Genomic DNA, 23595 nt, shown 5'->3' on the forward strand with positions numbered 1-23595 from the left:
ATTAAGCTCCTTCATTGAGGATGGTTGTCAGCCGGTCGATAACGGCCGGGACGGCAAGTCCCCGGGTGTCGATGGTGAAGTCGGCCAGGGATTCGTAGACCGGACGGCGGGTTTTCGCCAGTTCCTCCCAGCGGCGCACGGGATCTCCGGCGAGCATCGGGCGGTTTCCGGAACGGATAATGCGGGGCAGGACCGTTTCCAGGTCCGTGTCCAAAAACACTACGGTGGCGCGGCGCAGCAGCTGCTGGGTGCCGGTGTCCAGCACCGCGCCTCCGCCCAGCGAAATGACGCCGGGAGTCTTGTCCGCCAGCGCTGCGGCGACGCTGCGGGCTTCAAGCTCGCGGAATCCGCATTCGCCGCGCGCCGCGAAGATTTCCGGAATCGGACCGTGCGAGTCCGCCACCAGCTGGTCCGTATCCGTGAATTTCAGCCGGTGCCGGGCAGCCAGCTCCCGCCCCACCACCGACTTTCCTGCCGCCATGAACCCGATCAGGACAATATGCGCCGCAGGTTTCAGCCGGCCGGCGGTCCTTGAACCGGCAGAGTTGGAAAGGGCAGAGCGGTCAGGACTGCCGGACACTGGTGCCAGCCGATTCCAGGGCGCTCGGAATGTTTTCGAGGTAGGTCCGCAGGTTCCGGGCCGTTTCGGCCACCGAGTCCCCGCCGAACTTCTCCGTCACGGCTTCTGCGAGCACGAGCGCCACCATGGCCTCGGCCACCACGCCTGCTGCCGGAACGGCACATACATCGGAGCGCTGGTGGTGGGCACGTGCCGGTTCGCCGGTGCTGACGTCAACGGTCTGCAGGGCGTGCGGCACGGTGGCAATCGGCTTCATGGCCGCGCGGACGCGCAGGACCTCGCCGATGCTCATGCCGCCTTCGATGCCGCCGGCGCGGTTACCGGAGCGGATGACCCGCCCGTCTTCGTCCTGCAGGATTTCGTCATGGGCAGCTGACCCGCGGCGCGCAGCCGTGAGGAAGCCGTCGCCGATCTCGACGCCCTTGATGGCCTGGATGCCCATCAGGGCTCCGGCGATGCGGGCGTCCAGGCGCCGGTCCCAGTGCACGTAGCTGCCCAGCCCGGGCGGCAGTCCGTACGCCAGAACTTCCACCACGCCGCCGAGGGTTTCGCCGTCCTTGTGGGCGGCATCGACTTCGGCAACCATGGCCGCCGAGGTTTCCGCGTCGAAGCAGCGCAGCGGATCGGCATCCAACGCGGCAACGTCGGCGGGTTCGGGCAGCGCAGAGCCTTCGGGGCTGGCAACACCGGCAATGCTCACGGTGTGGGAGACCAGTTCAATGCCCAGGGATTTCAGGAAGGAGGAAGCGACGGCGCCCAGCGCCACACGCGCGGCCGTTTCCCGGGCGCTGGCCCGCTCCAGCACGGGACGGGCTTCATCGAAACCGTACTTCTGCATGCCGGTGAAGTCTGCGTGGCCGGGGCGCGGGCGGGTCAGCGGGGCGTTGCGGGCCTGCTCGGCCAGCAATGCGGGGTCCACCGGATCCGGGGACATGACCTGCTGCCATTTGGGCCATTCGGTGTTGCCCACTTCAATGGCCACGGGTCCGCCCTGGGTGAGGCCGTGGCGTACTCCGCCGAGAAGGCGCACCTGGTCCTGTTCAAACTTCATCCGGGCGCCGCGGCCGTAACCCAGCCGCCGGCGCGCCAGCGCCTCCTGGATCATGGAGCTATCGACTTCGACGCCCGCGGGGACGCCCTCAACTATTCCTACCAGCGCAGGTCCATGGGACTCACCGGCGGTCAACCATCGCAACATGCCTTCAATACTGCCATGTCCGGTGCGTGCGTTCAGCGCCGCGGTGCTCCCACTGCGTCACACATCACGTTTATGACGGCGGCTTCATCGCGGAACTTGTCACCAGTGAAAAGCCGAACCTGTTCCACCGCCTGGTACAGCAGCATCTCCTGACCCGGAACAATCCGTCCGCCGGCCTCATCCCAGGCCTGCGCGATGCGGCTGGGCCAGGGATCATAGGCCACGTCCAGGAGCACGGATCCGGTCCGGTCCCCCGTTTGTGCGGCAACCGCGTCCGCCAGCGAATCGGCAGCCCGCGGGGGCAGCGTGGAGATGACGACGTCGGCGGCTGCGCAGGCAGCTGCCGCCTCTTCCCAGGGGTGGAGGGCAACGGGCGTACCGGTGCGGCTGCCGGCCGCCTCGACACCGGCCGTACCGTCTGCCGACTTTCGGAAACTCCGTGCATAGACCCTGACCTCGGCGGCGTCGAGCTGCCCGGCGGCGGCTACCGCCGCGCAGGCGGTGCCGCCGGCGCCCAGGACGGCGATCCGGGGCCGGGGCCGGGAACCGGCGTGCTGCAGGGCACGCACGATTCCCGCGACATCGGTGTTGTGCCCGGTCAGCTGAACACCGTCATCCGTGTACTCGAAGGTGACGGTGTTCAGCACCCCCAGGGCCGAGGCCATGGGGGTCAGCCGGTCCATGGCGGGCAGCAGTGCCGCCTTCAGCGGCATCGTTACGGACAGCCCGGCCCACTGCGGATCCGCCGGATTGTCCTCCCGAAGCGCTGCCGCGAACGCGGCGGCGTGTTCTTCGGGAACATCCACGGCGTCATACGTACAGCGGAAGCCCAGATATTCGTAGGCTGCGCGGTGCAGGAGCGGCGATTTTGAATGACCGACCGGATGCCCGAGGACGGCGGCCCGCCGGGCGGTGTGCGTCAACTACCCGCACCTGCCCGGCTTCTGCGTGGCGCACCATTCCTGGTATTCGGCTACGTACTTGGCGTGCTCGGCCAGCGTGGAGGAGAACTCTGTCTGGCCGGTGTCAAGGTTGACAGTGACCCAGTAGTAGAACGGCACATCGGCGGGGTTGGCGGCCGCCTCGACGGCCTCCGTGCTCGGGGACCCGATCGGCCCTACGGGCAGCCCCGGGTTGGCGTACGTGTTGTACGGGTTGGACTTGTCAGCCTTTTCCTCGGGCGTGAGGTCGTAGCTCTTACGGTTCAAACCGTAGGTCACCGTCGCATCGGACTGGATCAGCCCCGAGGTTTCCACATTGTCTTCCCGCAGCCGGTTCTGAATGGCACCGGCAACCTTGGCGTAGTCGGCTTCGCCGGCTTCGGCCTGGATGATGCTGGCCTTGGTCAGGATCCGGTACTGCTCAGCCGGATCGGTGATGCCGGCGTCCTCCAGTGTGGTGAACGTGTTGTTCACCATTTCGGTGACAATCGAAGTTGCATCCTGGTCCAGCGGGAAGCGGTATTCGCCCGGGTGCAGGTAGCCTTCCAGGCTCACGGCCTCGGCGGGGAGGCCGAAAGCCTGCGGGTTTTTCGCCAGCGCTTCGAATTCGGCCAGGGGGATACCGGTCGAAGTGCTGAGGATTTCGAAGACTTCACCCTGACGCAGGTCACGGGCCACTGCGGCGTAGTGCACTGCTGCACCCTGCTCGCCCAGCAGGGCTTCAAGGGCTGCGGAAGAGGACATCTGCTGCTTCATCTCATAGGAACCGGGCTGGATTTCCCGGCCGTCAGACTCCGTCTGGAAGGTACCGACAAACTCCTTGGAGGTGGCAACGATGTCTGCGGCCTCCAGCTTGTTTCCAATGACCATTGGACCGTCACCTTCGGCGACGGTAAAGCTAACACTGCCGGTTCCGGCCCCTTCGTAATCCTTGATCTCGTTCATGCCCAGCAGATCCCGCAGGAACAGGGTGAGGCCGAAGACCACACCGGCAAAGAACACCAGGACGACCAGCATGACAATGGTGCGGCGGCGCCTGCGGCGCTGCTTTTCACGTGACGGGCGGCGGCTCCTGCGGGTCTCGGACTCTTCAGCGAAGAGGACGGCCACAGGGACCTCCGATTCCGGCACGTAGCCCGTCTCGTGGTGTGCGGTGGGTTCATACTCCGGTTCCGTGCCCATGGCTGGATAGTCCGGATACCTGTGGCTCACAGCGCAGACCCGTTTCCGCGCAAGTTGTCCTGGGAAATAGTTGGCTCCTGTGTCGGGGCCGGCAGCGCGCCAAGATGGCGCTCCTGCCGGCAGATTGTGACCGGCTCCCCCACATCGCGTTCAAGGGAACGCTGCATGTCAATGGCGTGCTGCAGAATTGCTACAGCGGCTGCTTGATCAACCACTCTACGGTGTTCCCTGCTGTTCAAGCCAGCTTCATGCAGAGAGCGGTGGGCAGACACCGTGGTGAGCCGCTCATCCACCAGGGACACGGGAACGGCCAGTCCGCTGCGCTCCAGCTCGGTGAGCAGCGCCTGAGCGTAATCCCGTGCCATCACGGTGGACGCGGTGTCGGTGCCCCTCATGCTTCGCGGAAGGCCCACAAACACCTGTACTGCGCCGCGGTCGGCCGCCTCGCGGACAACAACCCGAATATCGCTGTTCTTCTTTGCATCCCGTTTGAGCGTCTTCACCGGCATAGCCAGCGTTCCGTCCGGGTCGCTGACGGCCAGGCCCACCCGGACCTGGCCGACATCCACCCCGAGCTTGACTCCCCGGGGATAATCCTGCGGTGCCATTTTTAGCCCCGGTTGGCTACGGCTGCCTTGACGGCGGTGAGTGCAGCATCCAGCTTGGAGGCGTCGGAACCGCCACCCTGCGCTACATCGTCCTTGCCGCCCCCGCCGCCGCCGAGGATGCCGGCGGCTGTCTTGACCAGGGCGCCGGCCTTCACTCCGGCTGCGCGGGCCTCCTCGTTGGTGGCAACAATCACCACCGGTCGGGAGTTGGAGACTCCGGCAACGGCAACAACCGCAGCCCCGCTGCCGAGCCGGGACCGCAGGTCCAGCGCCAGGGTGCGAAGGTCATCGGCACCTGCCCCGGTGCCGGCGTCGTGAATCAGGACACGGACGCCGTCGACGTCGACCGCAGTGGAGACCAGTGCGGCGGCGGAAGCAGCCAGCTGCTCGCGGCGCAGACGCTCCAGTTCCTTCTCAGTGGACTTCAGCTTGGCCAGGGTGGCGGCCAGCCGGTCCGGCAGCTGGGCGGAGGGGACCTTGAGCATTTCGGAGAGCTCGTTCACCAGGGCACGCTCGGCGGCGAGGTGGCGGAAGGCATCCATGCCCACAAAGGCTTCCACGCGGCGGTTGCCGGATCCCACGGACTGTTCGCCCAGGAGGGTCAGACTGCCGATGCGGGAGGTGGAGGCCACGTGCGTGCCGCCGCAGAGTTCGCGGGACCAGTCGCCGTTCATTTCCACCACGCGCACGGTATCGCCGTAGGCTTCACCGAACAGTGCGGTGGCACCCAGGGCCTTCGCCTCGGCCAGGGACATGATCTTGGTCTCAACCTGATAGTTGCTGCGGATCGCGAGGTTGGACACTTCTTCGATTTCGGACTTGGCGGCGTCGGAGAGTCCTTCACCCCAGGAGAAGTCGAAGCGCAGGTAGCCGGCCTTGTTGAAGGAACCGCGCTGCAGTGCCTCCGGGCCGAGGATCTGGTGCAGGGCGGCGTGCACAATGTGCGTGCCGGAGTGCGCCTGCTCGGCTTCATGGCGGCGCTGGGCGTCGACGGCGGCGAGGACGTTGGCGCCTTCGGCAATTTCGCCTTCGCGGACAATGGCCTTGTGCACGCTCAGTCCCTTGACCGGGCGCTGGACGTCCTGCACCTCGAGGACAAAGCCGTCTCCGGTGATGAGGCCCGTGTCGGCGGCCTGGCCGCCGGCTTCGGCGTAGAACGGGGTCTCGTTGAGGACCAGGAAGATTTCAGTGCCCTGGCCGGCGTACGGTACCCGGGAGCCTGCGGAGATGATGCCGCGGACCGAGGATTCGCTGGTCAGCTCGTCATAGCCGGTGAAAACGGTTTGTCCGGCGGCGAGGAGTTCGTTGAACACCGAGACGTCGTCGTGGCCGTGCTTCTTGCCGCGGGCGTCCGCCTGGGCCCGCTGGCGCTGTTCCTGCATGAGGGAGCGGAATCCGGCCTCGTCCACCTTCAGCCCGGCTTCCTCGGCCATTTCCAGCGTCAGGTCGATCGGGAAACCGTAGGTGTCGTGCAGGGTGAAGGCGTCTTCGCCGGACAGCGGCTTGTTGGCGGCCTGCGACATCTTGACCGCTTCCTCCAGGCGCTCGGTGCCGGAGGCGATGGTGCGCAGGAAGGCCTTTTCCTCGGCGTAGGCAATGCGGCTGATGCGCGCAAAGTCCGTTTCCACCTCGGGGTAGGTGCCCTTCATGGCGTCGCGGGAGACGGGCAGCAGCTCGGGCAGGACGGCGGTTTCCACTCCCAGCAGGCGCATGCTGCGCACGGCACGGCGGATCAGGCGGCGCAGCACGTAGCCGCGGCCTTCATTGGAGGGGCTGACGCCGTCGGAGATGAGCATCAGCGCGGAACGTACGTGGTCCGCCACGACGCGCAGCTTGACGTCGTCGGCGTGGTGCGGGTCCGAGGGGTCTTCGGCGGAGGTGTAGGTCTTGCCGGAGAGTTCGGCTGCCTTGTCCAGGACGGGGCGGACCTGGTCGGTCTCGTACATGTTCTCCACGCCCTGCAGGATCATGGCGAGGCGCTCGAGGCCGAGACCGGTGTCGATGTTCTTCTGCGGCAGTTCGCCGGCAACGTCAAAGTCCGTCTTGGAGCGCACAGCGGAGAGCTGGTACTGCATGAAGACCAGGTTCCAGATCTCGATGTAACGGGTTTCGTCGACGGCGGGGCCGCCCTCGAGGCCGTAAGCCGGGCCGCGGTCGTAGTAGATCTCGGAGCAGGGGCCGCCGGGGCCGGCCTGTCCGGTGTTCCAGTAGTTATCGGCCTTGCCGGTGCCGATGATGCGCTCGTTCGGGATGCCGATCTTGTCGCGCCAGATGGCGCGCGCTTCGTCGTCGCGCTCGTCGCCGTCCTCATAGACGGTGACCCAGAGACGCTCGGGGTCCAGGCCGAAGCCGCCCTTCTCGACGTCGGAGGTCAGCAGCTCCCACGCGAAGGTGATGGCGTCTTCCTTGAAGTAGTCGCCGAAGGAGAAGTTGCCGGCCATCTGGAAAAAGGTGCCGTGGCGTGCGGTCTTGCCCACTTCTTCGATGTCCGCGGTGCGGATGCACTTCTGCACGCTGGTGGCCCGGCTGTACGGGGGCTTTTCGCGTGCAGTCAGGTACGGAATGAAGGGCACCATGCCGGCCACGGTGAACAGCAGCGACGGATCATTGGTGACGAGCGACGCGGAGGGAACCACCGTGTGGCCCTTTTTGCTGAAAAAATCCAGCCAGCGGCGTGCAATCTCGTGGGACTTCATGGTGCTTTTTACCCTTCCGGTAATTCAGGCGTGCGCAGCTTTGAGCTGCGCGCAGGCAGTGCCAGACGGTGCTGGCCAGTAGTGGATCAGCGGCGCACGGCGGCCATGGTGTCGGCAACGGTGTCGCCGGTTTCCATGCCCAGGGCGGTGCGGAGGTCACCTTCGCGTTCAGTCATGCCTTCACGGAACGCATCGGCGAAGTTCTGCAGGGCGTCGGCAGCGGTGCCGACGGCCCGGTTGAGTCCGGCCGGACCCAGGGTGTTCTTGGCGTCCGAGAGGCGGCGGACAGCGATGACCCCGATGGTGACACCGATGGACATCCAAAAGACTCGCTTGATCATTCTCTTTGCTCCTGTGCTGGTGGCTGGTTAGCGGCTGCGGCGGCCGCGGCTCTTGGCGCCGCGTGAGGAAAGGGCCGAACGGACGCCGTAGCTGAAGGCTGACACCTTGATCAGCGGCGATCCCACGGTGGCAGCAACCAGGGAGGACAGCGCAGAGATGTTGGCTGTGGCATCCGAGACGTTGGAGGAAATGCCGTCCACCTTCTGCAACTGCAGGTTGGTGGTGGACACGGTGGTGGTGACTTCTTCGATCAGCGGCGTGGTTTCGTCGCTGATGGTGCGGATTGCACCGCGCAGCTCATCAAACACCTTGCCGAGCTTCCAGATCGGGACGGCCAGCAGCACCACCAGCACCGCAAACACACCGGCCGCAATCAGACCGGCAATATCTCCACCCGACATGGTTCTCCTCTTGGATTGAAAACTAAAAACTTCCGCTATGTACCTTACCCACTTCAAGGCCACAGCACTTACTTGTCCCCGGCGGGACTTACTGATTCCTGAAGGGGGACAGCCGCCGAAAGGGGCCGGTTAACCGAACAGCCCGCGGCACGGGGCCGCGGGCTGTCCAGAAAATTCGAGAAGACTCGAAATTAGCGTGCGTAGTATTCCACGACGAGCTGCTCTTCGCAGGTCACGGGAACTTCCGAGCGCTTCGGGCGACGCACGAGGCGTGCCTGCAGCTTGTCCAGGGAAACATCCAGGTAACCCGGAACGGCGGGCAGGACGTCGCGGTGGGCGCCGGCAGCGGCAACCTGGAACGGCGTCATGGTCTCGCTGCGCTGGTGCACATGGATGAGCTGGCCTTCGGAAACGCGGAACGACGGGCGGTCCACGCGGGCGCCGTCAACCATGATGTGGCGGTGCACAACAAGCTGGCGGGCCTGGGCGATCGTGCGGGCAAAGCCGGCGCGCAGCACGAGGGCGTCAAGACGCATCTCGAGCAGCTCGATCAGGTTTTCACCGGTCAGACCGGCGGTGCGGCGGGCTTCCTCGAAGACACGGGTCATCTGTGCTTCGCGGATGCCGTACTGGGCGCGCAGACGCTGCTTTTCGCGCAGACGTACAGCGTAGTCACTGTCCTGCTTGCGGCGTGCGCGGCCGTGCTCACCCGGGGGGTAAGGACGACGCTCGAAGTACTTGGCTGCCTTGGGGGTCAAAGCAATGCCGAGGGCGCGCGAAGCGCGGGCCTGACGGCGTGCACGTGTGTTGTTAGCCACGTTCACCTTTCACTGTTTTGGCGGTTTGGCCACCGCAGCCCTGGTTTGCACCGGGATACCGAGATGACTGATACGTAAGTACTGGCCTCCATTAGGGAGAGCTCGGGCCAACCGCTGCCTTCTGCTACAGACACGGCGCCGGGCACAACTTTCCGCCGGTAAAAGCGGAAAGGGGGTTCGGCGTCGCACTTGCCAGTCAACCATCAATGCTAGCACGGAGACGCGGACGCACCGTTCCCCGGCCCGGCCAGCCGAAGCCGCCGTTTTTACGTTCCGCGAACGATGCCCCGCAGCCGCTGAAGCCGGGCCGCAATGTCGCGTTCAACTCCGTTGGCCGTCGGCTCGTAGTAGTTCCGGCCCACCAGGTCATCCGGCGGGTACTGCTGCCGGGCTACGCCGTGAGGTTCGTCGTGGGAGTAAATGTAGCCTTTGCCGTGCCCGAGCTGCTTTGCGCCCGGGTAGTGAGCGTCCCGCAGATGCGCCGGGATGCCCTGCCCCCGGCCGGCGCGCACATCGGCTATGGCGGCGTTGATCCCGTTGTACGCGGCATTGGATTTGGGCGCGGTGGCAATGTGCACCACGGCTTCGGCCAGGATGATCCGGCCCTCCGGCATGCCGATCATCTGCACTGCCTGGGCGGCGGCAACGGCGGTCTGCAGCGCGGTGGGATCCGCCATGCCCACGTCTTCGGCCGCGGAAATCATCAGCCGGCGTGAAATAAAGCGCGGGTCCTCCCCCGCTTCCAGCATCTTGGCCAGGTAGTGCAGCGCGGCGTCCACATCGGAGCCGCGCAGGGATTTGATGAAGGCACTGGTGACGTCATAGTGCTGGTCTCCTGCGCGGTCATAGCGCAGGGCCGCCACATCCAGTGCTTTCTCCGCGTCGCTCAGGGTGACCTCGGGGACGTCCTCACCCTCGGTGCGTTCGGAGTAGGCGACGCCGGCGGCAGCTTCCAGCGCGGTCAGGCCGCGGCGGGCGTCCCCGGCAGCCAGGCGCACCAGATGCTCCAGTGCTTCGTCGCTGAGGCGGACCCGTCCGGCCAGGCCCCGCTCATCCGTCACGGCCCGCTGCAGCAGTGCGGCAATGTCCTCTTCGGTGAGCGGTTTCAGGGTTAGGAGCAGGGACCGGGACAGCAGGGGCGAGACCACGGAGAAGGAGGGGTTCTCCGTGGTGGCCGCCACGAGGACCACCCAGCGGTTTTCCACCCCGGGCAGCAGCGCGTCCTGCTGGGCCTTGTTGAACCGGTGAATCTCGTCCAGGAACAATACGGTGGTGATGCGGTGCAGGTCCCGGTTGGTGAGGGCCTCTTCCATGACGCGCCGGACGTCTTTCACGCCTGCGGTGATGGCGGAGAGCTCGACGAACTTTCGGCCGGAGCCGCGTGCCACCACATGGGCCAGGGTGGTTTTCCCGGTTCCGGGAGGACCCCACAGCATGACCGAAGACGGGCCGGCCGGACCGCGGTCATCGGCGGACTCAGCCAAAGTGCGCAGCGGAGATCCCGGCCCGAGCAGATGCTGCTGGCCCACTACTTCATCAAGGGTGCGCGGCCGCATCCGCACCGCCAACGGGCTGCGCGGACGCTTGGGGGCGCCGTCGTCCGTGCCGGCACCGAATCCCGCGCCGTCGCCGTCCGTGTCGGAGGTGTCGCTGTCGCTGTCGCTGCTGAACAAATCACTCACCTCACTAGGCTACTCGTGCCGTAGCGTAGGAGTTTGCCCGGCGGATGCCGGCTGCTGTCCGCCTACGGTGGGCAGTTTCACCAGGAGAATCCGGATATGCCTGCCACACGCAACACCTTCGTTTCCGCGCAGCGGCTGCCGGGCTGGCTGGACCGTCTGGCCGCCGGGGCCGGACCGCTGGACATCACCCCCGAACACGGCGGTCTTCATGTGTCCGCCGCCAACGGCACCGAAGCCGACCTGTTGGCGCCGTGGCCTGATGACGGACGTCCGGGGCGAGGGGGCGACGACGTCGAACGCCTGGTCTCCTTGGCCGGCCAGTCGCGGACGCTCGGGATTGTGCTGCTGCGCCGCGGCGGATACGCCGCGGGTGTTGCCCGGGAGGGCCGGCTGCTCGCGTCCAAAACCGGCAACCGCTATGTGCAGTCGCGCAGTGCCGCGGGCGGCGGATCGCAGCAGCGTTTTGCGCGGCGTCGGGCCAATCAGGCCGACGCGCTGGTGGAGACCGCAGCCGAGCAGGCCGCCCGCATTTTCACCGAACATCCGCCGGAGTATCTGGTGTTCGGCGGAGACCGTCAGCTGACCGAGGTGCTGGCGCGGCAGAAGATTTTCGCGCGGTGGAGCAACCTGACCCGGCTGCGTCCGCTCGATGTTCAGGACCCCAAACTGGCGGTGCTGGCTCAGGCTGCTAAGGATGCCTGCTCCGTTTTCATCCGAATTACGGTGCCCTGACCCGTTCTGATACCAAGCCCTGTGCTGTCCCGCGACGGGCCCGGCCTCAGCCGGCCAGCCCGAACAGGCGACGGAGGATCAGCGGCGCCGGACCTTCAGCGGCGTGCCGGAACCCTGTGCCGGCCCACAGGCTAACTCCTTCCGGATTGCCTGCCGCCGCGGCGGCGGCCCGGAGCGGGCCGGTGATGTGGTTGATGTACGGGTAAGCGTCCGGGGCATCCGGATAGGCACGCATGAAGTCATTGATCAGCCCCCTCGCCGGACGGCCGGAGAAGGCCCGAGTCAGCGAAGTGTCAGGATCCCTGCGGCCCTGCACGGCATCCATCAACCCGCCGCGGTGCACCTTGCTGGTCCCGGCTTCGTCGCTGAGCAGCAGCAGTGTTCCCACTTGGACGGCACCCGCCCCGGCGGCCAGAGCTGCGGACGCGTCCTCCGGGGTGGAAATCCCTCCCGCTGCAACCAACGGGAGCGGGCAGGCTTCTCGAACCTGGTCCAGGAGGTCCGTCAGCGCCACCTCCCCGGGCGCCTTCCCGCTGTCCAGGGTTCCCCGGTGTCCGCCGGCTTCCGGGCCCTGCACGCACAGGATGTTCGCTCCGGCAGCTGCCGCCGCGCGTGCCTCGCCGGCATCAGTGACCGTCACCATGCTGCAGATTCCCTGCGCGGCGAGCTCGGCAAAGACAGCCGGTTCCGGCAATCCGAAGGTGAAGGACACTACCGGGACCCGCTCCCGCAGGACCAGTTCCAGCTTGGCCTGCCAGGCGTCGTCGTCGTTGGGATCCGGCATCCCGGGTTCGGTGACCGCCGTTCCGGCGGGAGCCTGTTCTGCTGCTGCGACCAGGTGCTTACGGAAGGTCCGGGCCGCTTCGATTCTTCGGGCCTGGGCTGCAGCCTTGCCCGCAGCCTGATCCTGTGCGGCAACCGGGTAGGTGTTGGCAGCATCCGGAACGAAGAGGTTCAGGCCAAAGGGCCGGCCGCTCAGCCTGCGCAGCTGGGTGATCTGGTCCGCCACGGAGCCGGCGCTCTTGTAACCGGCGGCCAGGAAGCCGAGCCCGCCGGTCTCCCCCACTGCGGCAGCCAGCTGCGGGGTGGAAGGCCCTCCGGCCATGGGCGCACCGATAACCGGAAGGGCGAGCGAGTTTAGGGTGAACATGGTGCCCGATTTACAGTGTGACGGTGCCGTCAATGCAGGTGACCGTGGAACCGCCCACCCAGATTTTGCGGTCCCGGGTGAAGACGCGGACCCGGCCGGAGCGCTGGACGGCAGTGCCCTGGGTGACGACGTAGCGTTCCGGTGCCAGTGAGGCTCCGATCAGCCACTGGGCGAGTCCGGCATTGAGGCTGCCGGTGACCGGGTCCTCTGCAATACCGAGACCCGGTACGAAGGCGCGCACTTCAAAGTCTGTTTCCGTGTCCGCCGGCTGCGCGCCGATGACGCCCACGCGCAGGTTGCCCATGATCACGGGATTCGGGTTCAACGCCAGGACGGTTGCGGCGTCCGGGAGCAGCAGTCCCAGCCAGCCGGGTCCGTTGTCGATCCAGTTGGAGGCGAGGATTTGCTCCGGTTCCAGGCCAAGTGCCTGCCGGGCCTGGTCCAGGACATCGTCCTCCAGCTCACCGGAGCGCAGCAGGGGCGGAGCGGCAAACGCCGCGATCCCGGCATTGGCGTGCAGCGTCACGAGTCCTATGCCGCATTCCTGTACGACGACGTCGGGGTACCGGCGCTTGGCCCCGGTCTCCAGCCAGGCGTGGCACGTGCCCAGCGTGGGGTGTCCGGCGAAGGGAATCTCCCCGCCGGGGGTGAAGATCCGGACCCGGTAGTCGGCCCCGTCCACGGTGGGCGGCAGGACGAAAGTGGTCTCGGAAAGGTTGGTCCACCGGGCAAAGGAGGCCATCTCGGCATCCGTCAGCCCTTCCGCTTCGAGTACCACCGCCAGCGGGTTGCCCAAATACGGTTCGCTGCCGAAAACGTCCACCTGCTTAAACCACCGCTGTCTCATTCTTCACACTGTATCCCTTCATTCCCATGACTTTTATGAAGCGGAGTTTACGAACTGTGGCGGGGGTTTGTGTCCCGGTACTGCCCGGCCTACGTTGGAGCAGGAATCAAGAGTTCCAGCCACGGGCCCTGGCCGGCTGGACGGCAACCCTCTCGCCGTAGCGGGGTGCTCCAGGTGACGATTCGGCCGCCCGGTTTCCGACCGGCCCGGCAAGTACCGCGCTTCGCTACCGACGTATCGGGTTGCCGGGCGCCTGAGGCAGAGGATCTTTTGAGCATGGCACTTTTGACCGACCTTCAACCCGCTGCATTGCGGCGGGCGTTCTCCCGTTTTCCGTCCGGCATTGCCGCCCTGTGCGCGGTCATTGACGGCGAGCCGCAGGGCCTGGTTGCTTCTTCCTTCACGGTGGGCGTTTCCATGGATCCGCCGCTGGTGATGTTTGCCGTGCAGAACACGTCCCGCACGTGGCCGGTGCTGCGGGGCTCGGCCCGCATCGGCGTGTCGATTCTGGGTTCTGATCACGAGGGCGTCTGCAAACAGATTGCATCCAGGGCCGGAGACCGCTTCGCCGGACTGGATCTGCACACGGATGACTCCGGATCATTGTTCCTGGACCGGGCCGCCCTCTGGCTTGAGTGCTCCGTGGAAAATGAGGTTCCGGCCGGGGACCACCAGGTGGTGCTGCTACGAGTGCACGGCCATGCCTCACACGAGGATGCCCACGAGCCCCTGATATTCCACGGTTCAGCGTTTCGCCGTCTGGGTGTTCCCGAATTCGCCTGACCGGCAAAAATGTGTCGGCACCGGAAATACGGAGCCGCGAATTGTTTCCACGGGTTTATAACAGCAGCCGTCCGTTACCAATCATTTACATACGGATCCGGGTCCACTATCGTTCTTCGGATTACTTCGGAAGGAAGTAGCGGAGATGACCAGAAACAGAAATGCCAATGGCCCATCACGGACTAAGGCAAGGCCGGGCAGAGCGTCGGATTTGCCGTTTATGCAGAAGGCCCTGCTTCCCGCAGCGGCGCTGGGCCTGGTGCTGACAGGATGCAGCGCCCAGGAGGAGCCCGAGGCCGTTTCCTCGAAACCGGCCACATCGTCGTCCACTGCTGAGGAGACCGCCACGGCGTCCCCCTCAGCCCGTTCTTCCAGCCGGAGCAGCATCGGCGTGGAACTGCCCCCCGGAAGCACGGAGCCTCCTCTCCCCAATGACCCGGCCATGACGGCACTGTTCCGGGCGGACAATCCCATCAGTCTTGAGAGCTACTTCCAGCAAAACCCCAAGTGGCGTCCACTCAACGCCAGCGTCGTGCTCGAGGAACGCGGCACCGGGAGGAGCACCTTCGATCTGCCCGGGATGGAACCGGGGACCAGCTTCAGCGTATTCCTCACCTGCAACCAGCCCGGGGACTACAGCATCGAGGTCCTGGATACTGATTCAAACCCAGTGACCACTTCCAGCAGCAGCAACTGCAATTGGCCGGTCCTGACGTCTTTCGAACACATTGTCACACCGGACCAAACCCCGGCATCCATCACAGTGGACGGGCCGGACGGAGATTACTGGCTTGTTGTCTATAATCTGCCGGTCCCCACTATGGCGCCCGAAACTTCCATGGGGCCCGCAACTACGGCACCCGCACCGGGCTAAAAAAAGGCTGTCGGAATAAATCACCGAGAATTACCGGTGCGTCGAAATATGAAGTCGAAATATGAAGTCGAAATATGAAAGTGCCCGGCCGCATCAGCGGCCGGGCACTTTGATCATTCTGGAATCTTGCGAAAGACCTAGTCCTTCTTGGCGTCGTCCTGCTTGGCCTCAGCCTTCCTTTCCGGCTTGAAGTCCACGCCGGCTTCCTTGCGCTGCTGAGCAGTGATCGGAGCCGGTGCCTGGGTCAGCGGGTCATAGCCGCCGCCGGACTTCGGGAAGGCAATGACGTCGCGGATGGATTCGCTGCCCGAAAGCAGGGCGACCACGCGGTCCCAGCCGAAGGCGATGCCGCCGTGGGGCGGTGCACCGTACTTGAAGCCCTCAAGCAGGAACCCGAACTTCTCCTGCGCGTCCTCCTGCGACAGGCCCATGACCTTGAAGACGCGCTCCTGCACATCGCGCTGGTGGATACGGATGGAGCCGCCGCCAATTTCGTTGCCGTTGCAGACAATGTCATAGGCGTAGGCCAGAGCCGATGCGGGATCCGTGTCGAAGGTGTCCATGAACTCGGGCTTCGGCGAGGTAAAGGCGTGGTGGACCGCAGTCCAGGCGCCGCCGCCCACGGCCACGTCGCCCGCGGCAACAGCAGCGGAAGCCGGCTCGAACATGGGGGCGTCAACCACCCAGACAAAAGCCCAGTCATTCGGGTTGATCAGGCCGGTGCGGTGACCGATTTCGACACGCGCTGCCCCGAGAAGTGCGCGGGATTCGGTCTTCTCGCCTGCACCGAAGAAGATGCAGTCGCCGGGCTTGGCACCCACCTTGTCCGCGAGGTTTTCGCGCTCAAAGTCGGTGAGGTTCTTGGCAACGGGACCGGTCAGGGTGCCGTCTTCCTGCACCAGCACGTAGGCCAGGCCCTTGGCACCGCGCTGCTTGGCCCATTCCTGCCAGGCATCGAGTGTGCGGCGTGCCTGCGAGGCTCCGCCGGGCATGACGACGGCGCCCACATAGGGAGCCTGGAACACGCGGAAGGTGGTGTCCTTGAAGAACTCGGTGAGTTCGGTCAGTTCCAGGCCGAAACGCAGGTCCGGCTTGTCGGAGCCGTAGCGGGCCATCGCGTCCGCGTAGGTCATGCGCGGGATCGGCGTGGTGATGTCGACGTCGATCAGCTTCCACAGTGCCTTCACCACGGATTCACCCAGGGCGATGATGTCATCTTCCTCTACGAAGCTTGCCTCGATGTCCAGCTGGGTGAACTCCGGCTGACGGTCCGCACGGAAGTCTTCGTCGCGGTAGCAGCGGGCAATCTGGTAGTACTTTTCGAAACCGCCGACCTGCAGCAGCTGCTTGAACAGCTGGGGCGACTGCGGCAGGGCGTACCAGGAACCCGGAGCCAGACGTGCGGGAACCACGAAGTCACGGGCACCCTCGGGGGTGGAACGCGTCAGCGTGGGGGTCTCAATTTCCACGTAGCCCTCGTCATGCAAGAGGTTGCGGGCCACACGGTTGGCTTCGGAACGCAGGCGCATGTTCCGTGCGGGAGTGGGACGGCGCAGGTCCAGGTAGCGGTGCTTCAGGCGGGCTTCCTCACCAACCTCCACGTGCTCGTCAATCTGGAACGGCAGCGGGTCGGACGTGTTCAGGACCACCACATCATCAGCGATGATTTCCACTTCACCGGTGGCCAGGGAGGGGTTTTCGTTGCCCTCCGGACGCTTCTGCACGGTGCCGGTGATCTGAAGAACGTATTCGTTGCGCAGTCCGTGGAAGACGTCCTCTTCGCGGACCACCACCTGGGCCACTCCGGAGGCATCACGGAGGTCAAGGAAGGCAACGCCGCCGTGGTCCCGGCGTCGGGCCACCCAGCCAGCGAGGGTGACGGTCTGTCCAATATGCTCGGCCCTCAGGGAACCAAGGGCATGAGTGCGCAGCACAGCAGTCCTTTCAAGATTGCTTGCGGAAACCACTGTTCCCGCTCATTGTGAATACAAGGTCTCTTCATGAGTTTACCGGTGTTCACATCCTTTCCCTGCCAAGGGCACCGCTGCGCAGCCCGGTGCGGGCGCAGCACCGCCCGGGCCCGACTGAACGGAGCGGCACGTGTCCGGAAGCTCAGGAGCGAAACTCCCGCTGGGCGGATTTGATGCCACCACCGTGGGCATCGGCTGCATGGTGGGCGGCGGGATTTTTGTGGTCCTGCCCCCGGTCGCGAACGCTGCCGGATTCGCCCTGGCGGCCTCCCTCGCCCTCGCCGCCCTCGTGGCCTACTGCACCGCAGCATCCACCTTCCTGCTCAGTGCCGGACTGCGCATCAGCGGTCACCGCAATGCCGGCGGAACCGCGCGTTCAGCGGCGAGGGTCCTGCTGGGGCCATATATGGGATTCTTTACCGGATGGACCATGGTGTGCGCACTGGTGACTTCGGCCGCGGTGCTGGCCCTGACCTTCGGCTTGTATGTGGTTCCGGATCAGGCCCGCCCCGCAGCCGCGGGAGCGGCGCTGGCGGCGACTGCCCTCAATTTGTTCGGACTGCAGCGCAGCACCTGGGTCATCCGTTTTGTGCTGGCTTTCGTGATCGGCGTGCTGGGTTTCGGCGTGGTGGTCGCCTTCAACGAGGCCGGCGGACCGCCGCCGCAGCCGGGCGTGCTGGAGGAGGCGGAGTCGACCACCGGGTTGCTCCGGGGTGCGGCCTTCGCCTTTTTTGCGTTTGCCGGATACGCCCGCCTCGCTGCCGGAGGCTTTCGGGTCCGCGCACCGGAACGCAACCTGCCCCGGGCCATTCCGGCATCCATCATCGTGGCCCTTCTCCTGTACCTGCTGGTTGCCCTGTCCCTCATCACGTGGTTTCAGGGTCCGGCAGGCCTGGCGGCATCAGTAACTCCGCTGCGCGAGCCGGTGGCTGCTGTGGGGCTGGGCATCGGCACAGGTGCCGTGGCGATTGCGGCCGGCGCCGCGAGCCTGTGCGGGGTCTGGGTCCTCGTGGAAGGAAGCGCCCGCACCGCTGCCGCGATGGCCGGCGACGGAGACCTCCCCCGGGTATTTGCACACGCCGGCCGGAAGCGTTCCGTTCCGTGGCCGGCGGTTGCAGCCGCGGGTGCCGCCGTCGTCGTCCTGGTATTGACCATCAGCCTGGGCACGTTGCTTGGCCTGGCCTGCTTTGCCCTGCTGCTCCACGCGGCCATCACCAATCTGTGCGGTTATTCGCTGGAGCACCGGCGCTGGTACACGCCGCGGGCCGTGAACCTTGCGGGCCTGGCCGGTGCCCTCGTCACAGCACTGAGTCTGCCGCCGCTGGCGATTGTGCTGATGTTGATCGTGCTGGTGTTTGGACTGGTGGTGCGGCTGACCTTCCGCCGATCCGGGGCTGCGCCCCCGACGGACGGAATATCGCCTCCCCGTCCTGACCGGCGCTAGTCCTGCGCCGCACGCCAGATGCTAATCATCTCCAGCAGCTCTGCACGCCGGGCCGGGCGCGCAAACGATGCCTCCACGGAATTGACGGCCAGCTCCGCAAGCTGGTCCGCGGTCAGGTTGAAGGTGTCCCGCAGCAGAGCGAAATTGTCATCCACGTAGCCGCCGAAGTAGGCCGGATCGTCGGAGTTCACTGACACGTTCAGGCCGGCCGCCAGCATCTGCGGCAGCGGATGATCGGCGAGGGTATCCACGGAACGCAGCCGCACGTTGGACAGCGGGCAGATTGTCAGCGGAATCCTGTCCCGCACCAGACGGTCCACCAGGCCGGGATCGTCCAGGCAGCGCAGCCCGTGGTCGATCCGGTCCACCAGCAGCAAGTCCAGTGCCTGTTCAATGTAGTGCGACGGCCCTTCTTCGCCGGCGTGGGCCACGCATTTGAGGCCGGCGTCCCGGGCCATCCGGTACAGGTCCACGAAGCCTTCCGGCGGATTGCCGGTTTCCGCGGAGTCCAGGCCGATGCCCACGATCGGAGCGTTGGAAGCAATCAGCTGCGCCAGGACCTCTTCCGCTTCGGCGGCCGGACGGTCCCGCAGGAACGCGGCAATCAGTTCGGTGGAGATGCCGAACTCCTCCAGGCTGGTGGCCAGGACTGACGCCACTCCGTTGATGCAGTCCGTCAGCGGAACCCCGCGGAGCAGGTGCGCCTGGGGGTCAACCATCATTTCCACGTGCCGCACCCCCGCCGCGGCGGCCCGCCGCAGGTAGGCGCGGGTCATGTCGGCGAAGTCCGCTTCGGTCCGCAGCACCTCCATGTTGGCGTAGTAAAGGTCCAGGAAGGTCTGCAGGTCGGTGAACTCATACCGGCTGCGCAGCTCCTGAAGGTCGGCGTAGGGAAGTGAAATTCCGTTCCGGGCAGCCAATTCGAAAATCAGCTCCGGTTCCAGGGTTCCTTCAATGTGCAGGTGCAGTTCGGCACAGGGCAGCAGGGCTTCGGTTGGTGCAGTGGACATGCTTTAAGCCTAGGCGATACCGGCATCCCGCACGGCTGCCTACGTCCGTGCCGACGCCCCGGGCTGCGCCGGCAGGGCCTTTGCCGGTTGTTCGAACATCCCGTAGACCGGACCGGCCACCAGCCAGATTCCGGCCACCAGTCCCGCCCGCTTCACCCAGGCCCACAGTTCGCCGGTCTCGCCGGGGGCGGCCAGGAACGCGATCATGCCCAGCAGCACGGCAACCGCAATGCCCATCGCAATCAGCACGCGTCCGTATTCAATCCAGAGCCCGCGCCGGTAGGGCGCGGTGCCCTTGGCAGGTTTGACCGGGGGCGGGCCGCCGGCGAACCGGTGCGCGAACCGGACATCGGCCCAGCGGATCAGGGTATGGCCAAACGCCACGCTGAAGCCCAGATAGAACGCAGCCAGCCCGTGGGTGCTCCCGGCAGTGCCGCCCCGGGCCAGGTCTGCTCCGGCCGCGGTCAGAAGCACCACATCCAGGAGCGGGACACTGGCCAGCAGTGCCAGTCCCAGACGCTTTCGGTGCAGCAGATAACGGGTGCAGAGCCCCGCAGCGAGAAGAACCCAGAAGCCAATTTCACAGCCGATGATGAGATATACCAAGAAATCCATGGCTACAGCTAAACCCGCAGGTCACGCCGCCGTCGTCGGCTTTTGGTGCCACCGGGTCCGAGGCCCGTCATCCTTTCGGAGGATTGTCCTCAGCAGGCGGGCGCCGCGGGCCGCCCCGGTGGCTACTCTGGAGTCATGCCCGCACCCAACAACCGCTATTCCCTGGACGGGGTCTGGGAGTCCGGTGTCGCCTCTGCCGTTGGATACCTTGTGGGCGGCTCGGTCCTTATGTTCATTGGCGTCAACGGCGCGGACCTGCTGCCGCCGCTGCCCCGCGTTCCGGGCTGGGCCTGGGCGCCGGTCCTGCTGCTCGGGTGTGCCGGTCTGGTGTTCCGCCGGCGAAGCGTCCCGGCGATGCTGGCAGTTACCGGCACCGCCGTTGTAGCCAGCATCCTGCTGGGCGGCGGCATCATCACCTATCTGCTGTTGTTTGAACTCTTCTACGCCGGCATCCTCTTCGGCTCGCCGCGCGTCAGCCGGGGCGTGCAAACTGCGGCGGTGGCCGGCGTCGTGATCCTGCCGGTGCTGGTGGGGTTGAGCTACGGGGGCTGGCCGGCGGTTCTTTTCGGGCTGCTTCAGGCCGTACTCATCTGCCTCATTCCGCTTTGGTGGGCCGGTTCGGTCCGGCGGCAAAGCGACCGCGCGGAACAGGAACGCCGGCGTGCGGAGACCGAGCGCCTGCGTGCCGAACGCACCGAGGAACTGGCCGAACTGAACCTTCGGGTTGCTGTGGCCGCCGAGCGCAGCGCCATGGCCCGCGAACTCCATGACGCCATCGCCGGCCACCTTTCCGCCGTGGCGCTGCAATCGGCTGCCGCCCTGGCCGCCGGCAACCCTGATGTGGACCGCCGTGTGCTCGCCCAGGTGCGCACGGAAAGCGTGCAGGCGCTGCAGGAAATGCGGTCCCTGATCGACCTGCTTGAGACCGACGGCGGACCGGACTCCCCGGCGGCGGATACGGCGGCCGGCGGACTGGACCAGCTGGCGGCGCTGGCTGCCTCGGCCCGGCTGTCCGGCAACCCGGTGGAACTGGACCTGGAGCCGGACCTCAAAGTACCGGTGCTTGTGGGCAGCACCTGTTACCGGATCGTTCAGGAGGCACTTTCCAACGCCGTCCGGCACGCACCCGCTTGTCCTGTCACCGTCCGGGTACGGGAGGCCGGCGGGTTCCTGGACATTAATATCCGCAACGCCCTGCCCGCTGCGGATGTGTCAGCGGCGGATATGTCACCGGCGGATGCGTCTCAAGAAGACGCGTCGTCGAAGCAGGCAGCCGCTGCCGATCCCTGCCGCGCCGGCAACGGCGCCGGACTGCGGAACATGTCGCTTCGTGCCGGGCAGCTCGAGGGCAGTTTCAGTGCGGGAATGACCGAAACAGAGAAAAACGGCGCCGAATGGCTGGTGCAGGCGCAGCTGCCGGTGGAAAGCCGGGCTGGCCGGCCCCTGACCCAGGAGATCCATTGAGCGCAAACAACCCGGTTACCGTCCTGCTGGCGGATGACCACTCAGCCATCCGCGCCGGTCTGCGCATGATCCTGGAGTCACTGGGCGGCTTTACGGTGGTGGGCGAGGCCGCCGACGGCGCGGCGGCGGTGCGGATGGCACGGGCGCTGCGCCCCGACGTCGTTCTCATGGACCTGCGCATGCCGGGAATGGACGGCATAGCGGCGACTGCTGAGATCACCGGCCAGGCGCTGTCCGCCGTGCTGGTGCTGACCACCTTCGACATTGACGACTACGTGCACGCAGCCCTGCGGGCCGGCGCTGCCGGGTTCCTGCTGAAGTCGGTGGAGCCGGCTGAACTGGTCCGTGCGGTCGCCAGTGTGGCCGACGGCGACAGCGTCCTCTCCCCCGCGGTTACCCGCACGGTGATTGCGGCGTTTGTACAGGGACAGCCCCCGGCAGCTGTTCCCGGCTTACCGGCACCGGCCCCGGGGCAGCTGACCGAGCCGCTGACCGCCCGCGAGGAAGTGGTCCTGGCCTGCCTGGGCGAGGGACTGTCCAACCATCAGATCACCCGACGGCTGGGCATTGCCGAAACCACGGTGAAGACCCACGTCTCCCGGGTACTGGCCAAGCTCGGTGTGGCCTCCCGCGTACAGGCCGCCATCGCGTACCGGGAGACAGCCGCGTACCGCGAGACAGCCAAACACGGGGAGACGGCCAAACACCGGGAGACAGCCGCGAACCCGGAATGGGCCGGCGGACGCGGGCACCAGGGACGCTAGGCGGGGGTTACCTGGACAAACAGGTCCTCGGCCGGCGGTGTCCAGGTCTGCGGATCGGCAGGGACCTGTTCGCCGGAGCGGATGTCCTTGACCTCATGGCTGCCGTCCTCGGACGTGAACCAGACAAACGGGATGCCGCGGCGGTCCGCATACTTGATCTGCTTGCCGAACTTCTCCGCCTTGGCCGCCACTTCCACGGGGATGCCGCGGGCCCGCAGGTTTCCGGCGATGTCCTGCGCGGCGGACCAGGACTCGTCATTGGTCAGGGCCACCAGGACAGCGGTGGGAACACTGCGGTTCGCTGCGGCAAACTCCTGGCTCAGGATGCGCATCACCAGGCGGGTCACGCCAATGGAGAGCCCGACGCCGGGGAACTTCCGGTTGCCCTTGGAGGCCAGGGCATCGTAACGTCCGCCGGAGCAGATTGAGCCCAGGGACTCGTGTCCCACCAGGACGGTTTCGTAGACGGTGCCTGTGTAATAGTCCAGGCCCCGGGCAATGCTCAGGTCCGCCACCACGCGTCCCGGAGCACGCTTGACGGCTTCGGCGATGACCTGGGACAGCTCGTCCAAACCTTCTTCGAGCAGCTCATTGGTTACGCCGAGGGCGCGGACCTGGTCCACGAAGGACATGTCCCCGGTGCGGATGGATGCCAGCTTCAGAGCGGCGTCGGCCTGCTCAGCGGTGGCACCGAGTTCTTCCTGCAGCAGCTCCGCAACCCGTGCGGCACCGATCTTTTCCAGCTTGTCGATGCTGCGCAGCACCCCGGCGGTGTCCTCCAGCCCGATTCCCCGGTAGAAGCCCTCGGCCAGCTTGCGGTTGTTCACCCGGATCAGGAAGTCCGGGATGGGCAGCGCGCCCAGCGCCTCGGCGATGACCAGCGCCAGCTCGACGTCGTACCGGAAGGGCAGGTCGCCGTCGCCCACCACGTCAATGTCCGCCTGCGTGAATTCGCGGGCGCGGCCCTCCTGCGGGCGCTCTCCGCGCCAAACCTTCTGAATCTGGTACCGCCGGAACGGGAATGCCAGGTGCCCGGCGTTTTCCACCACGTAGCGGGCGAAGGGGACGGTCAGGTCAAAATGAAGCGCCAGCTGGTTGGGGTCCTCCTTGCCGGAGGATTCACCTTCATCGGCCTGCAGCCGGCTCAGCGCGTAGACTTCCTTGTCGATTTCGCCCTTGCGCAGCAGCTGTCCCACGGTTTCCACCGCCCGCGTCTCAATATTGGTGAAACCGTGCAGTTCAAAGGTGCGCCGCAGGACGTCCAGCACATGGAGTTCAACCAGACGCTCCTGCGGCAGCCATTCGGGGAAACCTGACAGTGAGGCCTTGCGTGCCATGCGGGGCGAGCTCCTTCTGGGGATATGGGCGGTCTGCTGCAGGGAAATCGCCTGACGGCATGCCTAAACTATGTGCGGCACTCATTTTAGGTTGTCCGCGCGCGCCAAGGCGAACCGGAGGGACCTGCACCGCCCCGGCAGGACGCCGTCGTCCTGC

22 protein-coding genes and 1 riboswitch are annotated in these 23595 nt (G+C 66.0%); of the genes, 6 read left to right on the top strand and 16 right to left on the bottom strand.

What is annotated here, in order from left to right:
• Position 1 precedes the first annotated feature (1 nt).
• From KG104_RS10645 to KG104_RS10690, 10 genes are all read right to left on the bottom strand, one after another.
• Positions 2 to 580 (bottom strand): shikimate kinase, encoded by a 579-nt coding sequence (locus KG104_RS10645; RefSeq protein WP_237688580.1) that lies wholly within the window; start codon positions 578 to 580, stop codon positions 2 to 4.
• Positions 564 to 1778 (bottom strand): chorismate synthase, encoded by a 1215-nt coding sequence (gene aroC, locus KG104_RS10650; RefSeq protein WP_104054045.1) that lies wholly within the window; start codon positions 1776 to 1778, stop codon positions 564 to 566. Before aroC ends, KG104_RS10645 begins: the two co-directional genes overlap by 17 nt.
• A 32-nt stretch (positions 1779 to 1810) precedes the next feature.
• Positions 1811 to 2701 carry a shikimate dehydrogenase family protein gene (locus KG104_RS10655; protein ID WP_207346989.1) on the bottom strand — a complete coding sequence of 297 codons (891 nt, stop codon included), beginning with the start codon at positions 2699 to 2701 and terminating at the stop codon, positions 1811 to 1813.
• Positions 2702 to 3901 (bottom strand): endolytic transglycosylase MltG, encoded by a 1200-nt coding sequence (mltG, locus tag KG104_RS10660; protein WP_181032295.1) that lies wholly within the window; start codon positions 3899 to 3901, stop codon positions 2702 to 2704.
• A gap of 26 nt (positions 3902 to 3927) precedes the next feature.
• Positions 3928 to 4509: a Holliday junction resolvase RuvX gene (gene ruvX, locus KG104_RS10665; protein WP_104161210.1), complete on the bottom strand. Its 582-nt coding sequence runs from the start codon at positions 4507 to 4509 to the stop codon at positions 3928 to 3930.
• Between the two features lie 2 nt (positions 4510 to 4511).
• Positions 4512 to 7205, bottom strand: a complete 2694-nt coding sequence (alaS, locus tag KG104_RS10670) for an alanine--tRNA ligase (RefSeq protein ID WP_207346990.1) — start codon at positions 7203 to 7205, stop codon at positions 4512 to 4514.
• An 86-nt stretch (positions 7206 to 7291) separates the two neighbouring features.
• On the bottom strand, positions 7292 to 7546 hold the full coding sequence (locus tag KG104_RS10675; protein ID WP_237685176.1) for a hypothetical protein: 255 nt from the start codon (positions 7544 to 7546) through the stop codon (positions 7292 to 7294).
• Between the two features lie 27 nt (positions 7547 to 7573).
• The gene (locus KG104_RS10680) at positions 7574 to 7948 is read right to left on the bottom strand and encodes a DUF948 domain-containing protein (RefSeq protein ID WP_104054040.1); all 375 of its coding nucleotides are present in this window, start codon (positions 7946 to 7948) and stop codon (positions 7574 to 7576) included.
• Between the two features lie 191 nt (positions 7949 to 8139).
• Complete coding sequence (gene rpsD, locus KG104_RS10685; protein WP_104054795.1) at positions 8140 to 8766, bottom strand: 30S ribosomal protein S4; 627 nt, start codon at positions 8764 to 8766, stop codon at positions 8140 to 8142.
• Between the two features lie 266 nt (positions 8767 to 9032).
• Positions 9033 to 10448 (bottom strand): replication-associated recombination protein A, encoded by a 1416-nt coding sequence (locus KG104_RS10690; protein WP_237688581.1) that lies wholly within the window; start codon positions 10446 to 10448, stop codon positions 9033 to 9035.
• 96 nt (positions 10449 to 10544) lie between these two features.
• Between KG104_RS10690 and KG104_RS10695 the strand changes: the two genes are divergently transcribed.
• Positions 10545 to 11180, top strand: a complete 636-nt coding sequence (locus tag KG104_RS10695) for an acVLRF1 family peptidyl-tRNA hydrolase (RefSeq protein WP_207346991.1) — start codon at positions 10545 to 10547, stop codon at positions 11178 to 11180.
• A gap of 46 nt (positions 11181 to 11226) precedes the next feature.
• On the opposite strand, the gene KG104_RS10700 is transcribed toward KG104_RS10695, so the two are convergent.
• Positions 11227 to 12330 (bottom strand): nitronate monooxygenase, encoded by a 1104-nt coding sequence (locus KG104_RS10700; protein WP_207346992.1) that lies wholly within the window; start codon positions 12328 to 12330, stop codon positions 11227 to 11229.
• Between the two features lie 10 nt (positions 12331 to 12340).
• Positions 12341 to 13177, bottom strand: a complete 837-nt coding sequence (locus KG104_RS10705) for a PhzF family phenazine biosynthesis protein (RefSeq protein WP_207346993.1) — start codon at positions 13175 to 13177, stop codon at positions 12341 to 12343.
• Between the two features lie 104 nt (positions 13178 to 13281).
• Positions 13282 to 13399: riboswitch (SAM riboswitch) on the top strand.
• 54 nt (positions 13400 to 13453) lie between these two features.
• Here KG104_RS10705 and KG104_RS10710 point away from each other — a divergent pair.
• The gene (locus KG104_RS10710; protein WP_207346994.1) at positions 13454 to 13960 is read left to right on the top strand and encodes a flavin reductase family protein; all 507 of its coding nucleotides are present in this window, start codon (positions 13454 to 13456) and stop codon (positions 13958 to 13960) included.
• A gap of 220 nt (positions 13961 to 14180) precedes the next feature.
• Positions 14181 to 14834: a hypothetical protein gene (locus KG104_RS10715; protein ID WP_207346995.1), complete on the top strand. Its 654-nt coding sequence runs from the start codon at positions 14181 to 14183 to the stop codon at positions 14832 to 14834.
• Between the two features lie 137 nt (positions 14835 to 14971).
• On the opposite strand, the gene aspS is transcribed toward KG104_RS10715, so the two are convergent.
• Positions 14972 to 16768 carry an aspartate--tRNA ligase gene (gene aspS / locus KG104_RS10720; RefSeq protein ID WP_207346996.1) on the bottom strand — a complete coding sequence of 599 codons (1797 nt, stop codon included), beginning with the start codon at positions 16766 to 16768 and terminating at the stop codon, positions 14972 to 14974.
• 166 nt (positions 16769 to 16934) lie between these two features.
• Here aspS and KG104_RS10725 point away from each other — a divergent pair, with 166 nt between their 5' ends.
• Positions 16935 to 18248, top strand: a complete 1314-nt coding sequence (locus tag KG104_RS10725; protein WP_104161217.1) for an APC family permease — start codon at positions 16935 to 16937, stop codon at positions 18246 to 18248.
• On the opposite strand, the gene KG104_RS10730 is transcribed toward KG104_RS10725, so the two are convergent.
• The gene (locus tag KG104_RS10730; protein ID WP_207346997.1) at positions 18245 to 19258 is read right to left on the bottom strand and encodes an adenosine deaminase; all 1014 of its coding nucleotides are present in this window, start codon (positions 19256 to 19258) and stop codon (positions 18245 to 18247) included. The two genes, KG104_RS10725 and KG104_RS10730, sit on opposite strands and share 4 nt — an antisense overlap.
• Before the next feature lie 39 nt (positions 19259 to 19297).
• Positions 19298 to 19873, bottom strand: coding sequence for a hypothetical protein (locus KG104_RS10735; protein WP_207346998.1), 576 nt, complete (start codon positions 19871 to 19873; stop codon positions 19298 to 19300).
• A gap of 135 nt (positions 19874 to 20008) precedes the next feature.
• Between KG104_RS10735 and KG104_RS10740 the strand changes: the two genes are divergently transcribed.
• Both KG104_RS10740 and KG104_RS10745 read left to right on the top strand, forming a co-directional pair.
• Positions 20009 to 21337: a histidine kinase gene (locus KG104_RS10740; RefSeq protein ID WP_207346999.1), complete on the top strand. Its 1329-nt coding sequence runs from the start codon at positions 20009 to 20011 to the stop codon at positions 21335 to 21337.
• A complete protein-coding gene (locus tag KG104_RS10745) occupies positions 21334 to 22101 on the top strand; it encodes a response regulator (protein WP_273545192.1) in 768 nt (255 codons plus the stop codon). Before KG104_RS10740 ends, KG104_RS10745 begins: the two co-directional genes overlap by 4 nt.
• Here KG104_RS10745 and hisS read toward each other — a convergent pair.
• Positions 22098 to 23438: a histidine--tRNA ligase gene (gene hisS / locus KG104_RS10750; protein WP_104054028.1), complete on the bottom strand. Its 1341-nt coding sequence runs from the start codon at positions 23436 to 23438 to the stop codon at positions 22098 to 22100. The genes KG104_RS10745 and hisS overlap by 4 nt on opposite strands.
• Between the last annotated feature and the right edge of the window lie 157 nt (positions 23439 to 23595).

This window comes from Arthrobacter sunyaminii, from assembly GCF_018866305.1.
GTDB lineage: Bacteria > Actinomycetota > Actinomycetes > Actinomycetales > Micrococcaceae > Arthrobacter_B > Arthrobacter_B sunyaminii.